Annotated in this window: 20 protein-coding genes; 11 read left to right on the top strand and 9 right to left on the bottom strand. The window is 67.1% G+C overall.

From position 1 onward, the window contains the following. The first annotated feature begins 143 nt into the window (after positions 1 to 143). On the top strand, positions 144 to 1,670 hold the full coding sequence (locus GGQ89_RS15030; protein ID WP_076714198.1) for a peptide chain release factor 3: 1,527 nt from the start codon (positions 144 to 146) through the stop codon (positions 1,668 to 1,670). A 37-nt stretch (positions 1,671 to 1,707) separates the two neighbouring features. Further along, complete coding sequence (locus GGQ89_RS15025; protein ID WP_221238977.1) at positions 1,708 to 2,250, top strand: hypothetical protein; 543 nt, start codon at positions 1,708 to 1,710, stop codon at positions 2,248 to 2,250. Between the two features lie 151 nt (positions 2,251 to 2,401). Here the strand turns inward: GGQ89_RS15025 and GGQ89_RS15020 are convergent, their stop codons facing one another. The 5 genes from GGQ89_RS15020 to rpmF all read right to left on the bottom strand — a co-directional run bounded on the left by GGQ89_RS15020 (position 2,402) and on the right by rpmF (position 5,354). Beyond that, positions 2,402 to 2,767 carry a MerR family transcriptional regulator gene (locus tag GGQ89_RS15020; RefSeq protein ID WP_056436182.1) on the bottom strand — a complete coding sequence of 122 codons (366 nt, stop codon included), beginning with the start codon at positions 2,765 to 2,767 and terminating at the stop codon, positions 2,402 to 2,404. Then, complete coding sequence (locus GGQ89_RS15015; RefSeq protein WP_042488275.1) at positions 2,751 to 3,050, bottom strand: integration host factor subunit alpha; 300 nt, start codon at positions 3,048 to 3,050, stop codon at positions 2,751 to 2,753. Before GGQ89_RS15015 ends, GGQ89_RS15020 begins: the two co-directional genes overlap by 17 nt. A gap of 91 nt (positions 3,051 to 3,141) precedes the next feature. Continuing rightward, a complete protein-coding gene (locus GGQ89_RS15010) occupies positions 3,142 to 4,110 on the bottom strand; it encodes a beta-ketoacyl-ACP synthase III (protein ID WP_056436181.1) in 969 nt (322 codons plus the stop codon). Beyond that, a complete protein-coding gene (gene plsX / locus GGQ89_RS15005; protein WP_058745455.1) occupies positions 4,107 to 5,135 on the bottom strand; it encodes a phosphate acyltransferase PlsX in 1,029 nt (342 codons plus the stop codon). The genes GGQ89_RS15010 and plsX overlap by 4 nt, the downstream gene beginning before the upstream one ends. A 39-nt stretch (positions 5,136 to 5,174) precedes the next feature. Next, the gene (rpmF, locus tag GGQ89_RS15000) at positions 5,175 to 5,354 is read right to left on the bottom strand and encodes a 50S ribosomal protein L32 (protein ID WP_042488281.1); all 180 of its coding nucleotides are present in this window, start codon (positions 5,352 to 5,354) and stop codon (positions 5,175 to 5,177) included. A 204-nt stretch (positions 5,355 to 5,558) separates the two neighbouring features. On the opposite strand from rpmF, the gene GGQ89_RS14995 reads away from it, so the two are divergent. Both GGQ89_RS14995 and GGQ89_RS14990 read left to right on the top strand, forming a co-directional pair. Further along, complete coding sequence (locus tag GGQ89_RS14995; protein WP_184106259.1) at positions 5,559 to 5,993, top strand: MAPEG family protein; 435 nt, start codon at positions 5,559 to 5,561, stop codon at positions 5,991 to 5,993. Further along, a complete protein-coding gene (locus GGQ89_RS14990) occupies positions 5,993 to 7,633 on the top strand; it encodes a M28 family metallopeptidase (protein ID WP_184106258.1) in 1,641 nt (546 codons plus the stop codon). The genes GGQ89_RS14995 and GGQ89_RS14990 overlap by 1 nt, the downstream gene beginning before the upstream one ends. Before the next feature lie 101 nt (positions 7,634 to 7,734). Here the strand turns inward: GGQ89_RS14990 and GGQ89_RS14985 are convergent, their stop codons facing one another. Next, positions 7,735 to 8,409 (bottom strand): MBL fold metallo-hydrolase, encoded by a 675-nt coding sequence (locus GGQ89_RS14985; protein ID WP_184106257.1) that lies wholly within the window; start codon positions 8,407 to 8,409, stop codon positions 7,735 to 7,737. A gap of 82 nt (positions 8,410 to 8,491) precedes the next feature. Here GGQ89_RS14985 and pabB point away from each other — a divergent pair, with 82 nt between their 5' ends. The 3 genes from pabB (at position 8,492) to msrA (ending at position 12,715) form a co-directional block, all read left to right on the top strand. Next, the gene (pabB, locus tag GGQ89_RS14980) at positions 8,492 to 10,240 is read left to right on the top strand and encodes an aminodeoxychorismate synthase component I (protein WP_184106256.1); all 1,749 of its coding nucleotides are present in this window, start codon (positions 8,492 to 8,494) and stop codon (positions 10,238 to 10,240) included. A 54-nt stretch (positions 10,241 to 10,294) separates the two neighbouring features. Continuing rightward, positions 10,295 to 11,494 (top strand): pyridoxal phosphate-dependent aminotransferase, encoded by a 1,200-nt coding sequence (locus GGQ89_RS14975; protein WP_056436172.1) that lies wholly within the window; start codon positions 10,295 to 10,297, stop codon positions 11,492 to 11,494. A gap of 579 nt (positions 11,495 to 12,073) precedes the next feature. Then, positions 12,074 to 12,715, top strand: coding sequence for a peptide-methionine (S)-S-oxide reductase MsrA (gene msrA / locus GGQ89_RS14970; RefSeq protein ID WP_240456367.1), 642 nt, complete (start codon positions 12,074 to 12,076; stop codon positions 12,713 to 12,715). A 136-nt stretch (positions 12,716 to 12,851) separates the two neighbouring features. On the opposite strand, the gene GGQ89_RS14965 is transcribed toward msrA, so the two are convergent. After that, a complete protein-coding gene (locus GGQ89_RS14965; RefSeq protein WP_184106254.1) occupies positions 12,852 to 13,778 on the bottom strand; it encodes an ABC transporter ATP-binding protein in 927 nt (308 codons plus the stop codon). 98 nt (positions 13,779 to 13,876) lie between these two features. On the opposite strand from GGQ89_RS14965, the gene GGQ89_RS14960 reads away from it, so the two are divergent. Together GGQ89_RS14960 and tldD are read left to right on the top strand one after the other, a co-directional pair. Continuing rightward, entirely contained in the window at positions 13,877 to 14,110 is a 234-nt protein-coding gene (locus GGQ89_RS14960) for a zinc-finger domain-containing protein (protein ID WP_056436167.1), read from the top strand. A 187-nt stretch (positions 14,111 to 14,297) separates the two neighbouring features. After that, positions 14,298 to 15,728, top strand: coding sequence for a metalloprotease TldD (tldD, locus tag GGQ89_RS14955; protein WP_380773071.1), 1,431 nt, complete (start codon positions 14,298 to 14,300; stop codon positions 15,726 to 15,728). Between the two features lie 131 nt (positions 15,729 to 15,859). On the opposite strand, the gene GGQ89_RS14950 is transcribed toward tldD, so the two are convergent. Next, entirely contained in the window at positions 15,860 to 16,636 is a 777-nt protein-coding gene (locus GGQ89_RS14950) for a formate/nitrite transporter family protein (protein ID WP_184106252.1), read from the bottom strand. Then, positions 16,633 to 16,875: a hypothetical protein gene (locus GGQ89_RS14945; RefSeq protein WP_184106251.1), complete on the bottom strand. Its 243-nt coding sequence runs from the start codon at positions 16,873 to 16,875 to the stop codon at positions 16,633 to 16,635. The genes GGQ89_RS14950 and GGQ89_RS14945 overlap by 4 nt, the downstream gene beginning before the upstream one ends. Between GGQ89_RS14945 and GGQ89_RS14940 the strand changes: the two genes are divergently transcribed. Both GGQ89_RS14940 and GGQ89_RS14935 read left to right on the top strand, forming a co-directional pair. Next, the gene (locus GGQ89_RS14940; RefSeq protein ID WP_042488306.1) at positions 16,862 to 17,200 is read left to right on the top strand and encodes a P-II family nitrogen regulator; all 339 of its coding nucleotides are present in this window, start codon (positions 16,862 to 16,864) and stop codon (positions 17,198 to 17,200) included. The two genes, GGQ89_RS14945 and GGQ89_RS14940, sit on opposite strands and share 14 nt — an antisense overlap. Positions 17,201 to 17,216: 16 nt before the next feature. After that, positions 17,217 to 18,581 carry an ammonium transporter gene (locus tag GGQ89_RS14935; RefSeq protein WP_056436160.1) on the top strand — a complete coding sequence of 455 codons (1,365 nt, stop codon included), beginning with the start codon at positions 17,217 to 17,219 and terminating at the stop codon, positions 18,579 to 18,581. Positions 18,582 to 18,633 lie beyond the last annotated feature (52 nt).

Raw genomic sequence — 18,633 nt, 5'->3', positions numbered from 1 at the left:
TTGCGGAAGCGCCCCGCCCCCGGCCCCTCCCCTGAAGGGGAGGGGGGATTCGGATGGGGCCTGTCTTGTGCCACAATTTGCTGTAACAGGCGCAGCATCTCGGGCGCTCGGATGCGCCATTTCCCTATTCGACAGAGCCGCCCATGACTTCCCCCCGCCGTACCTTCGCGATCATCTCGCACCCTGACGCCGGTAAGACCACGCTGACCGAAAAGCTGCTCTATTTCGGCGGCGCGATCCATCTGGCGGGCGAGGTCAAGGCGCGTGGCCAGAATCGGCGCGCGCGGTCGGACTGGATGAAGATCGAGCAGCAGCGCGGCATCTCGGTCACCTCCTCGGTGATGACGTTCGAAAAGGACGGCGTGACCTTCAACCTGCTCGACACGCCGGGCCACGAAGACTTTTCGGAGGATACCTACCGCACGCTGACCGCGGTCGATTCGGCCGTGATGGTCATCGACGCGGCGCGCGGTATCGAGGCACAGACGCGGAAATTGTTCGAGGTCTGCCGCCTGCGCTCGGTGCCGATCATCACCTTCATCAACAAGGTCGACCGCGAGGGGCGTCCGCCCTTCGAGCTGCTCGACGAGATCGCCGACATCCTGGCGCTCGACGTCGCGCCGATGAGCTGGCCGGTCGGCATGGGCGGGTTGTTCGAGGGCATCCTCGACCTGACCACCGGCAAGGTCAGCCGTCCCGAGGGCGACAGCCGCGCCTTTCACGGCAAGGTGGACGATGCGCCGACCCTGCCTGCCGAAATCGCCGAAGAGATCGAACTGGCCCAGGCCGGTTATGCCGAATTCGATGGCGAGGCGTATCGCAACGGCGACCTGACGCCCGTCTATTTCGGCTCCGCGCTGAAGGATTTCGGTGTCGCCGAACTGATCGACGCGCTCAGCCGCCACGCGCCGCCGCCCCGCCCGCAACCCGCCGAGCCGGCCCCCGTCTCGCCGGAGAACAAGGAAGTCACCGGCTTCGTGTTCAAGGTGCAGGCGAATATGGACCCGCAGCATCGCGACCGCATCGCGTTCATGCGACTCTGCTCGGGCACCTTCAAGCGCGGCATGAAGCTGACGCCGACGGGCCATGGCAAGCCGATCGCGGTCCACTCGCCCATCCTGTTCTTCGCGCAGAATCGCGAAGTCGCCGACGAGGCGTTTCCGGGCGATATCATCGGCATTCCGAACCACGGCACGTTGCGGGTCGGCGATACCCTGTCGGAGCGGGCGGACGTGCGCTTCACCGGCCTGCCCAACTTCGCCCCCGAAATCCTGCGCCGCGTCGCGCTGAAGGACCCGACCAAGACCAAGCAGCTCCGCAAGGCGCTGGACGACATGGCCGAGGAGGGGGTGACCCAGGTCTTCTACCCAGAGATTGGGTCGAACTGGATCATCGGCGTGGTCGGGCAGCTCCAGCTTGACGTGCTGCTGTCGCGATTGGATGCGGAGTATAAGGTCGCAGCGGGGCTCGAGCCCGCGCCGTTCGACACCGCGCGCTGGATCACCGCCGAGGACCCTGCCGACCTGAAGGCGTTCATGGACCTGAACCGCTCGGCCATGGCCAAGGACCGTGACGACAATCCCGTCTTCCTCGCCAAGAGCGCCTGGGAAGTCGGTTACGTCGCCGATCGCTATCCCAAGGTCCGCTTCCTCGCCACGCGTGAGCGCTGAGACGGAACCGGAGGCCCGTGTCGCGGCTTCATGGCGCATGATCGAACAGGGAATGCCCATGAACCGCGCCGCGATCGAAGCGACCTTCGAAGCCAATGAAAAGCTGATCCGCCGCCGCGCGCTGAAGGCCGGGGCCAAGGCGCTGACCATCGGCACCGAAAGCCTCGCCGAGACGATCGACGCCATCGGCGATGCCTATGGCCTGACGGGGGCACAGCGACGCCAGCTGGAGCCCGGCATGGCGATCGAGGCGCAGGAGATCATCGGCAAGCTCAAGGGCTTTGTCGGCCCCGCCGCGTTGTTCAGCGATCTGCGCGGCGGCGCCGGGTTGCTGTCGCAGGCCAAGGCGGCTGGGCGGCTGGCCAAGACGGCGCGCAAGATCGGCCAGGGCGGACTGGCGGCGGGCCGGGTGGCGGCGCGTGGCGGACGTGCGGCACGGGGCCTGCCCTGGGCGGCGCTGGGCGTGGCGGCCTGGGGCGTCGGCAATGGCGGCTGGTTCTGGTGGAAGGCGCACGCCTATAACCGGGCGTGCCGCGATTTGCTGTTGGGCGAACAGGGCGGGGTGGTTCAGCCTGCCTGATGCGGGGCGGCGGGGCGTGGGCTTCGACTTCGCTCAGCCTGAACGGATGTTTGGAGTGGACCATGTCTCTGACCTCCGTTCAGCTGGCAAGCTAGCCGCTCGGGATATACTTCGGCGTTACACGCCGAAGTCGGAGGCCGGGCTCCAACGCTTACCGCTCGGCCCGGTCGTCCCAGGCCAGTCCCTCGACCAGCGAATCACGGATCGCGCGCAGGATCGCGGCCGGATCGTCTTTTACCCGCGATTCGCTTTCCAGAAGCTGCTGCACGCCACGCACGGTATAGCCCTGCTGGTTGAGCAGCTGGTCGATGCGCCGGATCAGCGCCATGTCCTCGGGCCGGTAATAGCGGCGATTGCCCGCGCGCTGGACGGGCTTCAGCTGCGGAAAGCGGCCTTCCCAGTAACGCAGGACATGCTGCGCCACGCCGGTCTCACGCGAAACCTCTCCGATGGTGCGTAGTGCACCATCGGCCTTGCCGCCATCCGCGGGCCGTTCGGGCCTATCCCGCCGCGACAATACGATCGCGCATCATCTGGCTGGCGCGGAAGGTCAACACGCGGCGTGGTGCGATCGGCACCTCCACCCCGGTCTTGGGGTTGCGGCCGATCCGCTCCCCCTTGTCACGCAGCACGAAGGTTCCGAACCCCGAAATCTTGACATTCTCGCCCCGCGACAGTGCTTCGCACATCTCGACGAGGATCTGCTCGACGACATCGGCCGAGTCGGATCGCGACAAGCCGACTTCCTGATGCAGCGATTCTGCCAGGTCGGCGCGCGTCAAAGTTCCAGCGTTGGTCATGTGGCCATCCCCCAATGGTATCTGGCGATCCGGTATCATACCGCCCGATGGGACCGAAAGGGATTTATCTCGGTCAATGTCAATCGATTGTTCAGAAACGTATCACCGCCGCTCCCCAGGTGAACCCGCCGCCCATCGCCTCGAGCACCAGAATGTCGTTTTCGCGGATGCGGCCGTCGCGCACGGCCGTGTCGAGCGCGAGGGGAACCGAGGCCGCCGAGGTGTTGGCATGACGGTCGACGGTGACGACGACCTTTTCGGCGGGCAGGTTCAGCTTGCGCGCGGTCGCGTCGAGAATCCGGGCGTTGGCCTGGTGCGGGACCACCCAATCGACATCGGCCGAGGTCAGGCCCGCCAGGCCCAGCGACTCTTCCATCACCTGCGCCAGATTGACGACGGCGTGGCGGAACACCTCGCGCCCCTTCATCCGCAGCTTGCCGACGGTGCCGGTGGTCGACGGGCCGCCATCGACATAGAGCAGGCCGTTGTGGCGGCCATCGGCGTGGAGTTTGGTCGCCAGGATGCCGCGCCCGCCTTCATCGTCGCTCTCGCGCGCTTCCAGCACCATCGCGCCCGCGCCGTCGCCGAACAGGACGCAGGTGGTGCGATCCTCCCAGTCGAGGATGCGGCTGAAGGTCTCCGCGCCGATCACCAGCGCACGACGCTGCACGCCCGAGCGCAGCATCGCATCGGCGACCTGCACGGCATAGAGAAAGCCCGAGCAGACGGCGGCGACGTCGAACGCGACGCAGTCGTTGATGCCCAGCATCGCCTGGACCTTGGTGGCGGTCGCCGGGAAGGTCTGGTCCGGGGTGGCGGTCGCCAGCACGATCAGGTCGATATCCTGCGCCGACAGGCCGGCCGCGGCGATCGCGGCCTTGGCGGCATCGGCGGCCAGCGTCGCGGTCGTCTCCTCGGGGCCCGCGATATGGCGGAAGCGGATGCCGGTCCGCTCGACGATCCACTCGTCGGAGGTGTCGACCTCTTGCGCCAGTTCTTCGTTCGACACCCGCCGGGTTGGAAGTGCCGACCCCGTACCCGTGACGATCGAACGAATCATGCAGCGTCCTCGAAATTCAGGAGATCCTCGGCAATACGCCGGGTCAGGTCGGCGCGCACCATCTTGGCCGCATTGCCGATCGCGGTGGCGACGCCCAGTTCGTTGGCGCTGCCATGGCTCTTCACCACCACGCCGTTCAGGCCCAGAAATACCGCGCCATTATGGTTGTTGGGGTCGAGATGGTCGCGCAGCAGCTGCGTCGCGGGGCGCGAGATCAGGAAGCCGATCTTCGAGCGGGTCGAGGAGCGGAAGGCGCGCTTCAGCAGGTCGCCGACGAAACGCGCGGTGCCCTCGGCGGTCTTGAGCGCGATGTTTCCGGCAAAGCCGTCGCACACGATCACGTCGACCTCACCACGGGCCAGCTGGTTGCCCTCGATAAAGCCGGTGAAGTTCAGCGGAAGATGATTCTGGCCACGCAGCACGGCGGCGGCGTCGCGAATCTCGTCGGTGCCCTTCTGATCCTCGGACCCGATGTTGAGCAGCGCCACGCGCGGATTGTCGAGTTCCAGCAGGACGCGGGCATAGGCCGCGCCCATGACGGCGAACTGGACGAGGTTGCGCGCATCGCACTCGGTATTGGCGCCGAGGTCGAGCATGACGACGTCATTGTCGCCCAGCGTGGGAAGCGGCGCCGCGAGGGCGGGCCGGTCGATACCGGGCAGGGTGCGAAGCGACAGCTTGGCCATCGCCATCAGCGCGCCGGTATTGCCCGACGAGACGGCGGCGGCGGCGCGGCGCTGCTTCACCAGATCGATGGCGATGCCCATCGATGTCGTCCGCGCACGCCGGATCGCCTGGCTCGGCTTTTCATTCGAGCCGACGATCTCGGGCGCGTGAACGATTTCGGACGCGGCGGACAGATTGGGATGGGACTTCAGCCCCTCCGCAATCTGCGCCTCGTCACCGACCAGGAAGAACCGCATGCCCTCGAAGCGGCGTCGCGCTCTGGCGACACCGGCGAGCATCACGGCCAGCCCGTCGTCGCCGCCCATCGCATCGACGGCGATCCAGGCGTTATCGGCCATGGGTATCCTCTAACGGTCGTTCAGGTGAAGGTAGAGGGATCAGCCCTCGACCGACACGACCTCACGGCCGTTATAATGGCCGCAGGCGGTGCACAGATTGTGCGGACGCTTCAGTTCGCCGCAGTTCGGGCATTCCTGAAATGCCGCGACCGTCAGCGAGTCGTGGCCACGGCGCATGCCGCGCTTGGAGGGCGAAGTCTTTCTCTTGGGGACGGCCATTGCGGCACCTTATCAATCGAACAATGGGTGGAATACGCCACGATCAGCACCCATTGCGCGCCCGGATCGACGACCCGGCCGCGTGAGCACCCAGCCGGACGCATCGCGAAGCCCCGCGCCTATAGCGAGTTTTGCCGATGTTGCAAGCGTGGGCGCCAAATGGCACTCCCCGGCATCCGGCAATTTACAGGAAAGACGGCATTTATGGTCCTGCCCGTTACGCTCAGCATCGCGGCGGCGGCCGCCATCGTCAATTTGTGGCTGGCCCTGCGAATCGTCATGGGGCGATTCCGCGGCAAGGTGATGATCGGCGACGGCGGCGATTCGCGACTCGTGGCGGGCATGCGGGCCCAGGCCAATTTCGTCGAATATGCGCCCTTCGTCCTGATCCTGATGGGCCTGATCGAGTTGGGCGGCGGATCGGCCTTCTGGCTGTGGATCGCGGGCGGCGCGTTCATCCTTGCGCGGATCGGCCATGGCTGGGGCATGATGCGACCCGCGCCCAATATCGGGCGGGCCGGGGGTGCCATCGGCACCTGGGCCATCCTGGCGTTGTTGGCGGGGTGGGGAATCGGGATCGTCTATGCGACGCAGGCTGTTCCTGCCCCGACAACGACCGTCGTAAGGATCGACCGCTGATGACCCGCCTGCCCCTGATCGGCCTTGCCGCCCTGATGCTGACGGCGCCGCTGACCGCCGCCGCGCCCGACCCCATTTCGCCGCAGCGCCTGTCGGCCGATGTGAAGACACTCGCTTCCGACGCCTTTGAAGGCCGCGCGCCGGGCACGCCGGGTGAGACGAAGACGGTCGACTGGCTGGTTGCGCAGTTCAAGGCGATGGGCCTGCAACCCGGCGGCCCGAACGGACAATGGACACAAAGCGTGCCGCTGATCCGTACCCAGATCGGGCAGGGGACGATGCGGGCGGGCGCGATGCCGCTGGTGCAGGGGCAGGGCGTCTATGTCTCGACCGTGCGGCCGGTCGACCGGGTGGCGATCAAGGATGCGCCGATGGTGTTCGTCGGTTATGGCGTCCATGCGCCCGAGCGCGGCTGGGACGACTTCAAGGGCGTCGACCTGAAGGGCAAGATCGCCGTCTTCCTGGTCAACGACCCCGATTTCGAGGCGATGGCGGGCGACGACGCCAAGGGCAGGTTCGGCGACCGGCGCATGACCTATTATGGCCGATGGACCTATAAATATGAGGAAGCCGCGCGACAGGGGGCGATCGGCGCGCTGATCGTCCATGACACGGCCGGGGCGGGCTATGGCTGGGCGACGGTGACGGCCCCGGCGGGCGAGAATTACGATATCGTCCGCAGCGACCCGACTTCGCGCATCCTGTTGCAGGGTTGGCTGTCGGGCGAGTCGGCCAACCGGCTGTTCGCCGCCGCCGGGCTGGATCTGGCCCAGCAGCGCGCGCGCGCCCGGCGTGCCGATTTCCGGCCGGTGGAATTGAAGGGGCAGGCCTTCTCCGCCGACCTGCCCGTCACCACCGTCCGCGCCGAAAGCCGCAACGTGCTGGCCAGGCTGCCCGGCAAGACGCGCCCCGATGAGGTCGTGATGTTCGGCGCGCATTGGGATGCCTATGGCGAGGGCAAGGCGGATGCGCAGGGCCGCACGATCCGCCCCGGCGCGAACGATGACGCGTTGGGCGTCGCGGGCGTGCTGGAACTGGCGCGCGCGTTCAAGGCGGCCCCGCCGACCGATCGCAGCCTGGTCTTCGCGCTGTGGACCGGCGAAGAGCGCGGGCTGCTGGGCTCGGAAACCTATGCGGTGAAGCCGGTCTATCCGCTGGCCAAGACCGTCGCGAACCTGACGCTCGACATCCTCCAGACGGCGGGACCGGCCAGGGACGTGATGCTGGTCGGCGACGGGCAGAACGACCTGGAGGACCGGCTGAAGGCCGCCGCCGCCGTGCAGGGGCGTACGGTCACGCCCGAGGCGCTGCCGGAGCGGGGGCTGTTCTATCGCGCCGATCACTTCTCGGTCGCGCGGCGTGGTGTCCCGACGCTGTTGCTGATGGCGATCAGCGGTGCGCCCGATCTGGTCGCGGGCGGCCGTCCGGCGGGGCAGGCATGGCTGGACGGCTATATGCGCTGTTATCACCAGACCTGCGACGCGTGGGATGCGAACTGGGATCTGCGCGGGGCGGCGGCGGATGTCGGGCTGCTATATGGGATCGGGCGTGATCTGGCTTCGTCCCGCGATTGGCCCGAGTGGCGCGCGGGGTCGGAGTTCAAGGCGATTCGCGGAGAGAGTGCTGCGGAACGGCGGTAATCCCTTGGCCTTCGACTGCGCTCAGGCTGAACGGGGTTTGGGTTTGGACCCAGCCCCTACATCCGTTCAGGCTGAGCGAAGTCGAAGCCCACACAAAACGCTCACCCCAATCCCAACACCCGGTCCGCCACGAACGCATTGCTCTGCCGCTCATGCCCGAAGGTGCTGGGCTGGCCATGGCCCGGAATGAACGCGGTCTCGTTCCCCAGCGGCCAGAGCTTCTCGACGATCGAGCGGATCAGCGTGTCGTGATCCCCGCCGGGCAGGTCCGAGCGCCCGACCGAGCCCTGGAACAGTACGTCGCCGACCAGCGCGAAATGCGACGGGGCGTGGTGGAAGATCACATGCCCGCGCGTATGGCCCGGCGTCTCATAGACATCCAGGGTCAGCTCGCCGATCCTCACCGTGTCGCCTTCGGACAGCCAGCGGGTCGGCTCCAGCACCTGGGCGGGGATGCCGTAAGCCTGGCCATCCTCGTCCAGCCGCGCCAGCCAGAACCGATCCTCTTCCTGCGGCCCCTCGACGGGCACCGACAATGCGTCGGCCAGTGCCTTGGCCCCGCCCGCATGGTCGATATGGCCATGGGTCAGCAGGATCTTCTCGACCGTCACCCCGGTCTTGGCGATGGCGTCATGGATACGCGGCAGGTCGCCGCCGGGATCGACCACCGCCGCCTTCATCGTCGCGGTGCACCACAGGATCGAACAATTCTGCTGGAGCGGGGTGACGGGCACGATCGCGGCCCGGAGCGGCGGGTTCTGGGGAGCACTGGTCATGCCCCGGCGATAAAGGCTGGGACAGCCCGGGCCAATCGATACTTGCATGGGGGGGCAGGCGACGTGCATGGATCGTCATTCCATGGCGCGTCCCCTTCCTCCTTTCGTCCTGCTCGACGACGCCCGTGACGGGGGAGCGGCGGCGCGTCTCTATACGCGGCCGGTCGGCATCGTCACCGCACACCGGGCGGACGAGGTTCCGGCGGCGCTGGACGCCCTGCGCACGGCCCGGGAGCGCGGGCTCGAGGCGGTCGGCTATCTGGCCTATGAGGCAGGCGCGGCGTTCGAGACTGGCGTGCCGCCCCGCGCGATCGACGGCCCGCTTTTGTGGTTCGGCCTGTTCGAGGGCTATGAGACCGTCGCGCCGGAGTCGTTGCTTCCCGATCCAGCGGGCGGCTGGATCGGCGAGATGGTGCCCGAACTGGACGCCGCACGCCACGCCGAGCAGTTCGCCGCCGTCCAGGCGCTGATCGAGGCGGGCGACCTGTATCAGGTCAACCAGACCTTTCGTGCGACCGCCCCGGTGCTCGGCGATCCGCTGGCGCTTTATGCGGGCCTGCGCGCCCGGTCGCGCGCGGGCTGGGGCGCGGTGGTGGCGACCGGGGAGGCGACGATCCTGTCGCTGTCGCCCGAGCTCTTCTTCGCGCTGGATGGGGGCAAGCTGACCGCGCGGCCGATGAAGGGCACCGCGCGGCGCGAAGAGGACCCGGCGGCCGATGCGCGCGCCGCCAAGGCCCTGCGCGACGATCCCAAGCAGTGCGCCGAAAATCTGATGATCGTCGACCTGATGCGCAACGACCTGTCGCGGGTCGCGCGGGCGGGCAGCGTCGCGGTGCCCGAGCTGTTCGCGGTCGAACCCTATCCGACGGTGCATCAGATGGTGTCGACCGTCACCGCCGATCTGGCCGAGGGGCGTGATGCGCTGGACGTGCTGGCGGCGCTCTTCCCCTGTGGCTCGATCACCGGCGCGCCCAAGATCCGTGCGATGCAGGCGATCGCGGAGATCGAGGATTCGCCGCGCGGCCTTTATACCGGCGCGATCGGGCGGCTGGACGCCAATGGTGATGCGATGTTCAACGTCGCGATCCGCACCCTCGTCTGGCGGGAGGGGGATACTCATGCGACGCTGGGCATCGGATCGGGCGTGGTCGCCGACTCGATGGCGGCGGACGAATGGGACGAGTGCCTGGCCAAGGCGGCGTTCCTGGCCGGGGGGCGGCCGGATATCGACCTGATCGAGACCATGGCCTTCGATCCGCTCGAGGGTATCCAGCATCTGGAAGCGCATCTCGCGCGGATGAAGGCAAGCGCCACCGCGCTGGGCTTCCGATTCGATCGGCATGATGCGCGCAACGAGTTGCAGGCGGCGACCTTCCGCCTGCGCGATGTACGACGCATCCGGTTGCTGCTGGCGCGTGGCGGCGCGCTGGTGGTCGAGGTCGGGCCTGCGCCCGCTCGCTTCGACGGCGTGATGCCGGTGCGGGTCGTGACGCTGCCCGTCTCGCCCCTCGACCTGCGGTTGCGGCACAAGACCAGCGCGCGCGGCTTCTATGACGCGGCACGGGCGGCGGCGGGGACCGGGGAAGTGGTGTTCGAGACGCCCGACGGCCTGCTGACCGAAGGCAGCTATACCTCGCTGTTCGTGCCGCGTGGCGATGTCCTGGTGACGCCGCCGCTGGCGTTGGGGCTGCTGCCCGGCGTGCTGCGCGCGCATCTGATCGAGACGGGCCGCGCGATCGAGGGCACGCTCACGCGCGCCGATCTTCGAGACGGATTCTTGCTTGGCAATGCGCTTCGCGGATTGTTTCGTGCGGAGATGGTTGCGGATTGAGGCGATAGCGGGCTAAGGCGCGCCCGCAATCTCCTGACGCAAAGGTTCCGTTTCATGCAGCCCTCCGCCGCGCTCGGCCGTATCAGCCCGTCCCCCACGCTTGCCATCACTAGCCGCGTGATGGAGCTGAAGCGCGCCGGTGTCGACGTGATCGGCTTGGGCGCGGGCGAGCCGGACTTCGACACGCCCGACTTCGTGAAAGAGGCGGCGATCCAGGCGATCCGCGACGGCAAGACCAAATACACCAATGTCGACGGCACGCCCGAGCTGAAGGCGGCGATCGCAGCCAAGTTCGCGCGCGACAACGGCCTGACCTACAAGGCCGATCAGATCAGCGTGAATGTCGGCGGCAAGCACACCCTGTTCAACGCGATGGTCGCGACGATCGATGCGGGCGACGAGGTCGTGATCCCGGCGCCCTATTGGGTCAGCTATCCGGACGTCGTGCAGTTTGCGGGCGGCGTGCCGGTGATCGTGAAGGCGGGGCCGGAACAGGGCTACAAGCTGACCCCCGAAGCGCTCGACGCCGCGATCACGCCCAAGACCAAGTGGGTCATCCTCAACTCGCCGTCCAACCCGACGGGCGCGGGCTATACCGCCGACGAGCTGAAGGCGCTGGGCGAGGTCATCCTGAAGCACCCGCATGTCTGGGTCTTCGCCGACGATATGTACGAGCATATCGTCTATGACGGCTTCCGCTTCGCCACCATCGCGCAGGTCTGCCCCGAGCTGTACGAGCGTACGCTGACGGTGAACGGCTGTTCCAAGGCCTATGCCATGACCGGCTGGCGCATCGGCTATGCGGGCGGTGCGCCCTGGCTGATCAAGGCGATCGCCAAGCTCCAGTCGCAGTCGACCTCCAACCCCTGTTCGGTGGCGCAGGCGGCGGCGACCGCCGCCCTGACCGGCGACCAGAGCTTTCTGGCCGAACGCAATCTGGCCTTCCAGGCGCGGCGCGACATGGTGGTGTCGATGCTGAACGCAATCGACGGCATGACCTGCCCGACGCCCGAAGGCGCCTTCTATGTCTATCCGTCCTTCGCGCCGCTGATCGGCAAGTCGACGCCCTCGGGCCGGCTGATTGACAGCGACGAGGCGTTTGTCGGCTATCTGCTCGACGATGCGAAGGTGGCGGCGGTGCAGGGCGCGGCGTTCGGCCTGTCGCCCGCGATGCGAATCAGCTATGCGACGTCGGACGCGCTGCTCCGCGAGGCGTGCACCCGCATCCAGACGGCCTGCGCCGCGCTGAAATAAGCGTGAAATAATTTGCCGCCGCTGCGGCGCGAAAGCCAGTCGGTCAGGGCAAGATCCCGGATCGGCTGGCTTTTTTGTGCCAGCGGGTGCGCCGCAGCAATATGGCTTAACTGTGGCATGAACGACACGTCCACGTGCCGTTAATGCTGTGTTTCTATAAACGCCATTGTCGGAACGGCGACTATCGACCAGATGGCGCCCGGATGATCGCTCGCCCGACCGGGGAGCGACCCGCTAAGACAGGTGAAGTGAACGATGCGTGCCCTCCTCAAGTCCAGCTTCGTGTGGCAGTTCGCCGGCGGATTTGCGCTTGGCGCTCTCGGCCTCGTGGTCCTTCACCCGGCGGAAGCACCCAGCCGTTACGGTTCGGCGCCGGTCGAGGCGGTTCGTTAAGGGGCAGTTCGGCGGGGTGATTCCCTTGGCCTTCGACTTCGCTCAGGCGGAACGGAGGTTTGGAATACTCCTTTAAAACGGCCGTTCAGGCTGAGCGAAGTCGAAGCCCACGCCCGACGCTCCACCACTAGCCGAACCCCAAAAACACCCCATATCCCGGCGATGCGCAACACCCTCTGCATCGCCATGGCCGCGACCGCATTCGGAGCGGTCGTCCTGTCCTCCCTTCCCGCCAGCGCCGAGCGCGCCGTGCCGCTGCCGAAAGCGACGGTCGATGTGCCCGCGTCGCCACGCCCGCAGGTGGCCGTCCTGGCGGGCGGCTGCTTCTGGGGCATGGAGGCGGTGTTCCAGCGGGTGAAGGGCGTCCGTTCGGTGACGGCAGGCTATGCCGGAGGGCGCCGCGAGGATGCGAATTACGCCGCCGTCTCGACCGAGCGGACCGGCCATGCCGAGGCGATCCGCATCACCTACGACCCGGCGCAGGTCTCCTACGCCACGCTGCTGCGCGTCTATTTCGCGATCGCGCACGACCCGACCCAGGTCGGCGGGCAGGGCCCCGATCGCGGTCCCAGCTATCGCTCGGCCATCTTCGCGCAGTCGCCCGAACAGGCCAGGGTCGCGCGCGACTATATGGCGCAGCTGACCCATGCCCATGCCTTCCCCCGGCCGATCACGACCCGGATCGAGCAGGGCGGCTTCTTCCCGGCCGAGGCCGAGCATCAGGATTTCTACGACCGCAACCCGATGCACCCCTATATCGTGCGCTGGGACAAGCCCAAGGTCGCGGGCTTCCGTGCGGGTTTCCCGGATCTGGCGCGGGCGGGGTGAACTAAAGAATATTCCCCCCCTGGAAGGGGAGGTGGCAGGGCGAAGCCCTGACGGAGGGGTGTCCCGCTATCGAGAGGGGTGACACCCCTCCACCAGCTTCGCTGGTCCCCCTCCCCTTGCAGGGGAGGAAGTTGGGTCACGCACTCCGGGTGAGCGACAGGAACACGTCTTCCAGATCGGCTTCCTTGGTCGAGACGTCGACGATCCCATACCCGTCCGCCTGCACCGCCGCGAGCACCTGACCGGCATTCACCTTGTCCTTGGCATAGGTGATTTCCAGTGTCCGCGTGCCCTTCAGCACGATCTTGCCGAAGCTGGCATGGTCGGGCACCGTCGCGACGTCGCGGTCGACCGTCACCGCGACGACCTTCTCCTGCGCCTTGCCGACCAGTTCGCGGGTCGGCTCGTTGGCGACCAGGCGGCCATGGTTGATGATCGCGATCCGGTCGCACAGTTCCTCGGCTTCTTCGAGGTAATGCGTGGTCAACACCACCGTCACGCCCCGGTCGTTCAACTGCCGGACATAGGCCCAGAGCTGCTGGCGAAGCTCGATATCGACGCCCGCCGTCGGTTCGTCGAGCACCAGCACGGGCGGCGAGTGGACCATCGCCTTGGCGACCATCAGGCGGCGCTTCATGCCGCCCGACAGGGTGCGCGAATAGGCGTTCGCCTTGTCCTCCAGATGGACCGCGCGCAGCAATTCCATCGACCGCCGTTGCGCCTTGGGCACGCCGTACAGCCCGCCCTGGATCTCCAGCGTCTCCAGCGGCGTGAAGAAGGGGTCGAACAGGATTTCCTGATTGACGATGCCGATCGACGCCTTGGCGTTGCGCGGATGCTGGTCGATGTCGAAGCCCCAGATCGACGCCGACCCTTCGGTCTTCATCACCAGCCCGGCCAGGATGTTGATCAGCGTCGACTTGCCCGCGCCGTTGGGGCCCAGCAGCCCGAAAATCTGGCCGCGCGGCACGTCGAAGCTGACCCCGTCGAGCGCGCGCTTGCCGCCCTGATAGGTCTTGGCGATGCCCTGGATCGAGATGGCGGCTTCGGTGGGTGCGGTCATGGGCGTAGCGATAGGCCCGTGCGCGGGACAGGCCAAGCCGGTTTTGCCCCTCTTTGGGCAATTGCACGCGAGGCAACGCCTTGCTATCGCGCAAGCCTATGTTGCCGCCGCCCGAAACCACCCGCGTCACCCAGACCCGCGTCGCTTGCGACGGTGCCACCGACATTCCGGGCGGCGCTGCGCTCGGCCATCCGCGCGTGTGGTTGCAGATCGACGAGACCGGCTATGTCGATTGCGGCTATTGCGATCGCCGTTTCGTGCTGATCGGTGGCCCGGCGGACGGCGTGGACCAGGCGCAGCTTCCCGATCACGGCGATGGCGCCGGGCGCTAAGTCCCTCAACATCAATGAGACTCACGCCCCTCCCGTAAACGGGAGGGGATGGGGGAGGGGGGCCACGGGCGACAGGCTCGGTGAGACTCCTTTCCCTCCCCCGGCCCCTCCCGTCTACGGGAGGGGGGGAAGAAGGAAATACCGTCGGGCGATTTCAAACCTCGGCTAGGCATCCTATATCCCCTTGATGACCGCCACCGATCCCCGCTCGTTCCTCTACCGCGACACGCTGGACCCCGACGCGGCGCTGCGGCTGACCGCCAACGCCCTGTCCCGCGCGGACGATGGCGAACTCTATCTGCAATATAAGCGCTCGGAGGCGTTCGGCTTCGACGACGGGCGGCTGAAGACGGCCAGCTACGATACGCATTCCGGCTTCGGCCTGCGCGCGGTGTCGGGCGAGATGACCGCCTTCGCCCATGCCAACGAGCTGTCCGAGGCCGCGATCCAGCGCGCCGCGCAGACCATGGCGCTGATCGATCCCGCCAAGGGCGCCGCCGCGCCCCCGCCGCAGGGGACGAACCGGCACCTCTACACCGCGACCGATCCGCTCGACCTGATTCCCTTTGCCGAGAAGGTGTCGCTCTGTCAGACGATCGACGCCGCCGCCCGTGCGCGCGATCCCCGTGTGGTCCAGGTGTCGGTCGGCCTCTCGGGCAGCTGGAGCGTGGTCGAGATCGTCCGCGCCGACGGCTTCGTCGCCACCGATGTGCGGCCGCTGGTACGGCTGAACATCTCGGTCGTGGTCGAGCAGAATGGGCGGCGCGAGACGGGCAGCTTCGGCATCGGCGGGCGTTATTTGTACGACCGGCTGGTGGCTCGCGAAACCTGGGAGCGCGGCATCGATGTCGCGCTGGCCCAGGCTTTCGTCAATCTCGACTCGGTCGCCGCACCGGCGGGCGAGATGACCGTACTGCTCGGGCCGGGCTGGCCGGGCGTGCTGCTGCACGAGGCGATCGGCCATGGGCTGGAGGGCGACTTTAATCGCAAGGGCACCTCGGCATTTTCGGGCCGCATCGGCGAGCGGGTCGCGGCCCCCGGCGTCACCGTGGTCGATGACGGCAGCCTCGCCGACCGGCGCGGTTCGCTGTCGATCGATGACGAGGGCACGCCGACGCGCGAAGTCGTGCTGATCGAGGACGGTATCCTCAAGGGCTATATGCAGGACCGTTTGAATGCGCGATTGATGGGCGTCGCGCCGACCGGCAATGGCCGCCGCGAGAGCTTCGCGCACGCACCGATGCCGCGCATGACCAACACCTTCATGAAGGGCGGGCAGGACGATCCCGCCGAGCTGCTGTCGCGCGTCAAGAACGGCATCTTCGCCAAGTCCTTCGGCGGCGGGCAGGTCGATATCGTGTCGGGCAAGTTCGTCTTCTCTTGCACCGAGGCGTATCGGATCGAGAACGGCCGCCTAGGCGCACCGATCAAGGGCGCGACGTTGATCGGCGACGGGCCGAGCGTGCTGACCCGCGTCAAGGGCATCGGCAACGACTTCGCGCTGGACGAGGGTATCGGCATCTGCGGCAAGGGCGGACAGAGCGTACCGGCGGGCGTGGGTCAGCCGACGCTGCTGGTCGAGGGGCTGACGGTCGGCGGGACGGCGCTCGCGGCCTGAAAATCCTCCCCGGCATGGGGAGGCGGCAGCGTAAAGCGCTGACGGATGGTGGCTTCGGCAAGCGATGCCCTATGCAGCGGTCCCCCTCCACCATCGCTTTGCGATGGTTTCCCTCCCTGGGGCGGAGAGGATCAATCGCGCTTCAACACCCCATGTCCCGCGCCCAGCAACAATGCGATCGCGCCGCCGCCGATCAGGTTGCCCAGCGTCGACAGCGCCAGATTGTGCGCGATACCCCCGATCGGCACCCCTGTCGGATCGAGCGCCCAGCCGAGCGGCAGCAGCGTCATGTTGGCGATCGAATGCTCGAACCCGGCGGCGACGAACAGCGTAACCGGCGCGATCACCGCGACGATCTTGCCCGCGACCGTCTCCGCGCCGCTGGCCATCCAGACGGCGAGGCACACCAGCATATTGGCAAGGATGCCCGACGCGATCAGCGTGCCGCTCGACTTGGTGGTCTTCGCCATGGCCGTTTCGCGGGCGACGGCGGCGACCGTGCCGTCGACCGCCTCGACTCCGCCTGAAGCGAGGAACAGGCCGACTATGATCAGGCTGCCGACCAGATTGGCGAACCAGACCAACCCCCATGCCTTGGCAAGCCCCATCCCCGTCACCCGCCGCTGAACGATGGACAGCGACAGCATCGCATGGCCGGTGAACAGATGCGTGCCCGTGACCATCACCAGCATCAACCCGCTGGAAAAGGCCAGGCCTGCCAGAAGATGTGTGGCGCCCATGCCCGACGGCATCCCGGCGCTGGCGATCAGATAGGCGATGCCGCCAAGGCCGATCTGCATACCCGCCGCCATGCCCAGCCACAGCACCGCCCCCATTCCCGCCGAACCCCGCTCCGCCATCGTATCGGCGATAGTCCGGGCCAGCGGCTCGCTAGTCGTATCGGTCATGACGGGCTCCCTTTCGCCTCTGCCTCAAAAGCCAACAGGCGGCGAACGGCTTCGATCCACTTCCTGCTCAAAATTTGGGCAGCGTCGGCGATATGCTGAATTTTTGGTGCATGACGGCGGCTGATAAACAGGCGTCCCATTCGCATTCGCCCGGAAAAGTAACGGAAATGTAAACTGGCACACCCCTTGCGATGCGGTCCCACGGGTAATGCAAAGGGGGCGCAGGTGAAGCTGATCATCGCTATCATCAAGCCGTTCAAGCTCGACGAGGTGCGCGAGGCGCTGACCACTTTGGGCGTGGCGGGCATGACGGTGACCGAGGTGAAAGGTTTCGGGCGGCAGAAGGGCCAGACCGAAATCTATCGCGGGGCCGAATACAGCACCAACATGGTGCCCAAGATCAAGATCGAGGTCGTTTGCGCGTCCGAGATCGCCGACCGCGTCGTCGAATCGATCCAGGCCGCCGCGAATACCGGCGCGATCGGGGACGGCAAGATCTTCATGCTCGATGTCGGCCAGGCCGTGCGCATCCGCACCGGCGAAACCGACGAATCGGCGCTCTGAGCAAGGGGGGATTTCGATGAAGCACATCACCAAGATGGCGACCGGCACCGCAGGCCTCGGCCTGACGCTGTTCGCCGCGCTGCCCGCCTGGGCACAGGATGCCGCGCTCCAGGCGCCGCCCGCCGCCGCCACCGCCGCGACGGTGAACAAGGGCGACACCGCCTGGATGCTCACCTCGACCGTGCTGGTCATGATGATGATCCTGCCGGGCCTGGCGCTGTTCTATGGCGGCCTCACCCGCGCCAAGAACATGCTGTCCACCATGACCCAGATCGGCGCGGCCGCGTGCCTCGCGATGCTGATCTGGGTGATGTACGGCTATAGCCTGGCCTTCGGGCCGGACGTGTCGGGGGGCGCGTCCAACTTCATCTCCGGGCTGGGCAAGGCGTTCCTGGCGGGCGTGACCCCGGCCAGCCAGTCGGCGACGTTCACGGCGGGCGTCGAAATCCCCGAATATGTCTTCGTCTGCTTCCAGATGACCTTCGCCGCGATCACCGCCGCGCTGGTGCTGGGATCGGTGGTCGAGCGGATGAAATTCTCGGCGGTCATGGCCTTCACCGCCGTGTGGCTGACCATCGTCTATTTCCCGGTCGCGCACATGGTGTGGGCATCGTCGGGCCTGTTCTTCAAGGCGGGCGCGCTAGACTTCGCGGGCGGCACCGTGGTGCACATCAACGCCGGTGTCTCGGCGCTGGTCGCCTCGCTGATCCTGGGCAAGCGCATGGGTTATCCGACCACGCCGATGCCGCCGCACTCGCTGACGCTGACCGGCGTGGGCACCGGCCTGCTCTGGGTGGGCTGGTTCGGGTTCAACGCAGGCTCGGCGCTGGAAGCCAATGGCTCGGCCGGTCTGGCGATGATCAACACCTTCGTCGCGACGGCGTCGGGCGGCCTGTTCTGGATGCTCGCCGAGCGTCTGGCGGGGCATAAGGGTTCGGCGCTGGGCTTCTGCTCGGGCATCGTCGCCGGTCTGGTCGCCGTTACTCCGGCGGCAGGCAATTCGGGTCCGTTCGGCGCGATCGTGCTGGGCGCCATCGCCAGCGTGGTCTGCTTCTATGCGGTGTCGGTCCTGAAGCCCAAGCTCGGCTATGACGATGCGCTCGACGCCTTCGGTGTCCACGGCATCGGCGGCATGATCGGCGCGATCGGCACGGCGGTGGTCTATGCCCCGTCGCTGGGCGGCCCGGGTGCGGCGGACTACGCCATCGGTTCCAAGCTGCTGGTCCAGCTCGGCGCGGTCGCCACGACCATCGTCTGGGCCACCATCGGCACCGTCATCGCCATGTATGTCGCCAAGGCGATCACCGGCCTGCGCGTCTCGAAGGAAGTCGAGCAGGAAGGCCTCGACCTCGGCGAGCACGGCGAGCGCGCCTATAACTGATCGGGAGCGGGGGCGAAGAGAACCCCCGCACCCCACGACGTTCCTCCTGCGG

Source organism: Sphingomonas yabuuchiae (genome assembly GCF_014199595.1).
GTDB classification, from domain to species: Bacteria; Pseudomonadota; Alphaproteobacteria; order Sphingomonadales; family Sphingomonadaceae; genus Sphingomonas; species Sphingomonas yabuuchiae.
Note: the sequence above shows the minus strand (reverse complement) of the source record. Positions and strands in the feature narration are given on the sequence as shown.

Excerpts from the sequence above, each read along its gene's own strand:
- GGQ89_RS15030 (WP_076714198.1), top strand. The coding sequence starts at position 144 with ATGACTTCCCCCCGCCGTACCTTCGCGATCATCTCGCACCCTGACGCC.
- GGQ89_RS15025 (WP_221238977.1), top strand. The coding sequence starts at position 1,708 with ATGATCGAACAGGGAATGCCCATGAACCGCGCCGCGATCGAAGCGACC.
- GGQ89_RS15015 (WP_042488275.1), bottom strand. The coding sequence starts at position 3,050 with ATGACCAACGCTGGAACTTTGACGCGCGCCGACCTGGCAGAATCGCTG.
- GGQ89_RS15010 (WP_056436181.1), bottom strand. The coding sequence starts at position 4,110 with ATGATTCGTTCGATCGTCACGGGTACGGGGTCGGCACTTCCAACCCGG.
- plsX (WP_058745455.1), bottom strand. The coding sequence starts at position 5,135 with ATGGCCGATAACGCCTGGATCGCCGTCGATGCGATGGGCGGCGACGAC.
- rpmF (WP_042488281.1), bottom strand. The coding sequence starts at position 5,354 with ATGGCCGTCCCCAAGAGAAAGACTTCGCCCTCCAAGCGCGGCATGCGC.
- GGQ89_RS14995 (WP_184106259.1), top strand. The coding sequence starts at position 5,559 with ATGGTCCTGCCCGTTACGCTCAGCATCGCGGCGGCGGCCGCCATCGTC.
- GGQ89_RS14990 (WP_184106258.1), top strand. The coding sequence starts at position 5,993 with ATGACCCGCCTGCCCCTGATCGGCCTTGCCGCCCTGATGCTGACGGCG.
- GGQ89_RS14985 (WP_184106257.1), bottom strand. The coding sequence starts at position 8,409 with ATGACCAGTGCTCCCCAGAACCCGCCGCTCCGGGCCGCGATCGTGCCC.
- pabB (WP_184106256.1), top strand. The coding sequence starts at position 8,492 with ATGGCGCGTCCCCTTCCTCCTTTCGTCCTGCTCGACGACGCCCGTGAC.
- GGQ89_RS14975 (WP_056436172.1), top strand. The coding sequence starts at position 10,295 with ATGCAGCCCTCCGCCGCGCTCGGCCGTATCAGCCCGTCCCCCACGCTT.
- msrA (WP_240456367.1), top strand. The coding sequence starts at position 12,074 with ATGGCCGCGACCGCATTCGGAGCGGTCGTCCTGTCCTCCCTTCCCGCC.
- GGQ89_RS14965 (WP_184106254.1), bottom strand. The coding sequence starts at position 13,778 with ATGACCGCACCCACCGAAGCCGCCATCTCGATCCAGGGCATCGCCAAG.
- GGQ89_RS14960 (WP_056436167.1), top strand. The coding sequence starts at position 13,877 with ATGTTGCCGCCGCCCGAAACCACCCGCGTCACCCAGACCCGCGTCGCT.
- tldD (WP_380773071.1), top strand. The coding sequence starts at position 14,298 with ATGACCGCCACCGATCCCCGCTCGTTCCTCTACCGCGACACGCTGGAC.
- GGQ89_RS14950 (WP_184106252.1), bottom strand. The coding sequence starts at position 16,636 with ATGACCGATACGACTAGCGAGCCGCTGGCCCGGACTATCGCCGATACG.
- GGQ89_RS14945 (WP_184106251.1), bottom strand. The coding sequence starts at position 16,875 with ATGATCAGCTTCACCTGCGCCCCCTTTGCATTACCCGTGGGACCGCAT.
- GGQ89_RS14935 (WP_056436160.1), top strand. The coding sequence starts at position 17,217 with ATGAAGCACATCACCAAGATGGCGACCGGCACCGCAGGCCTCGGCCTG.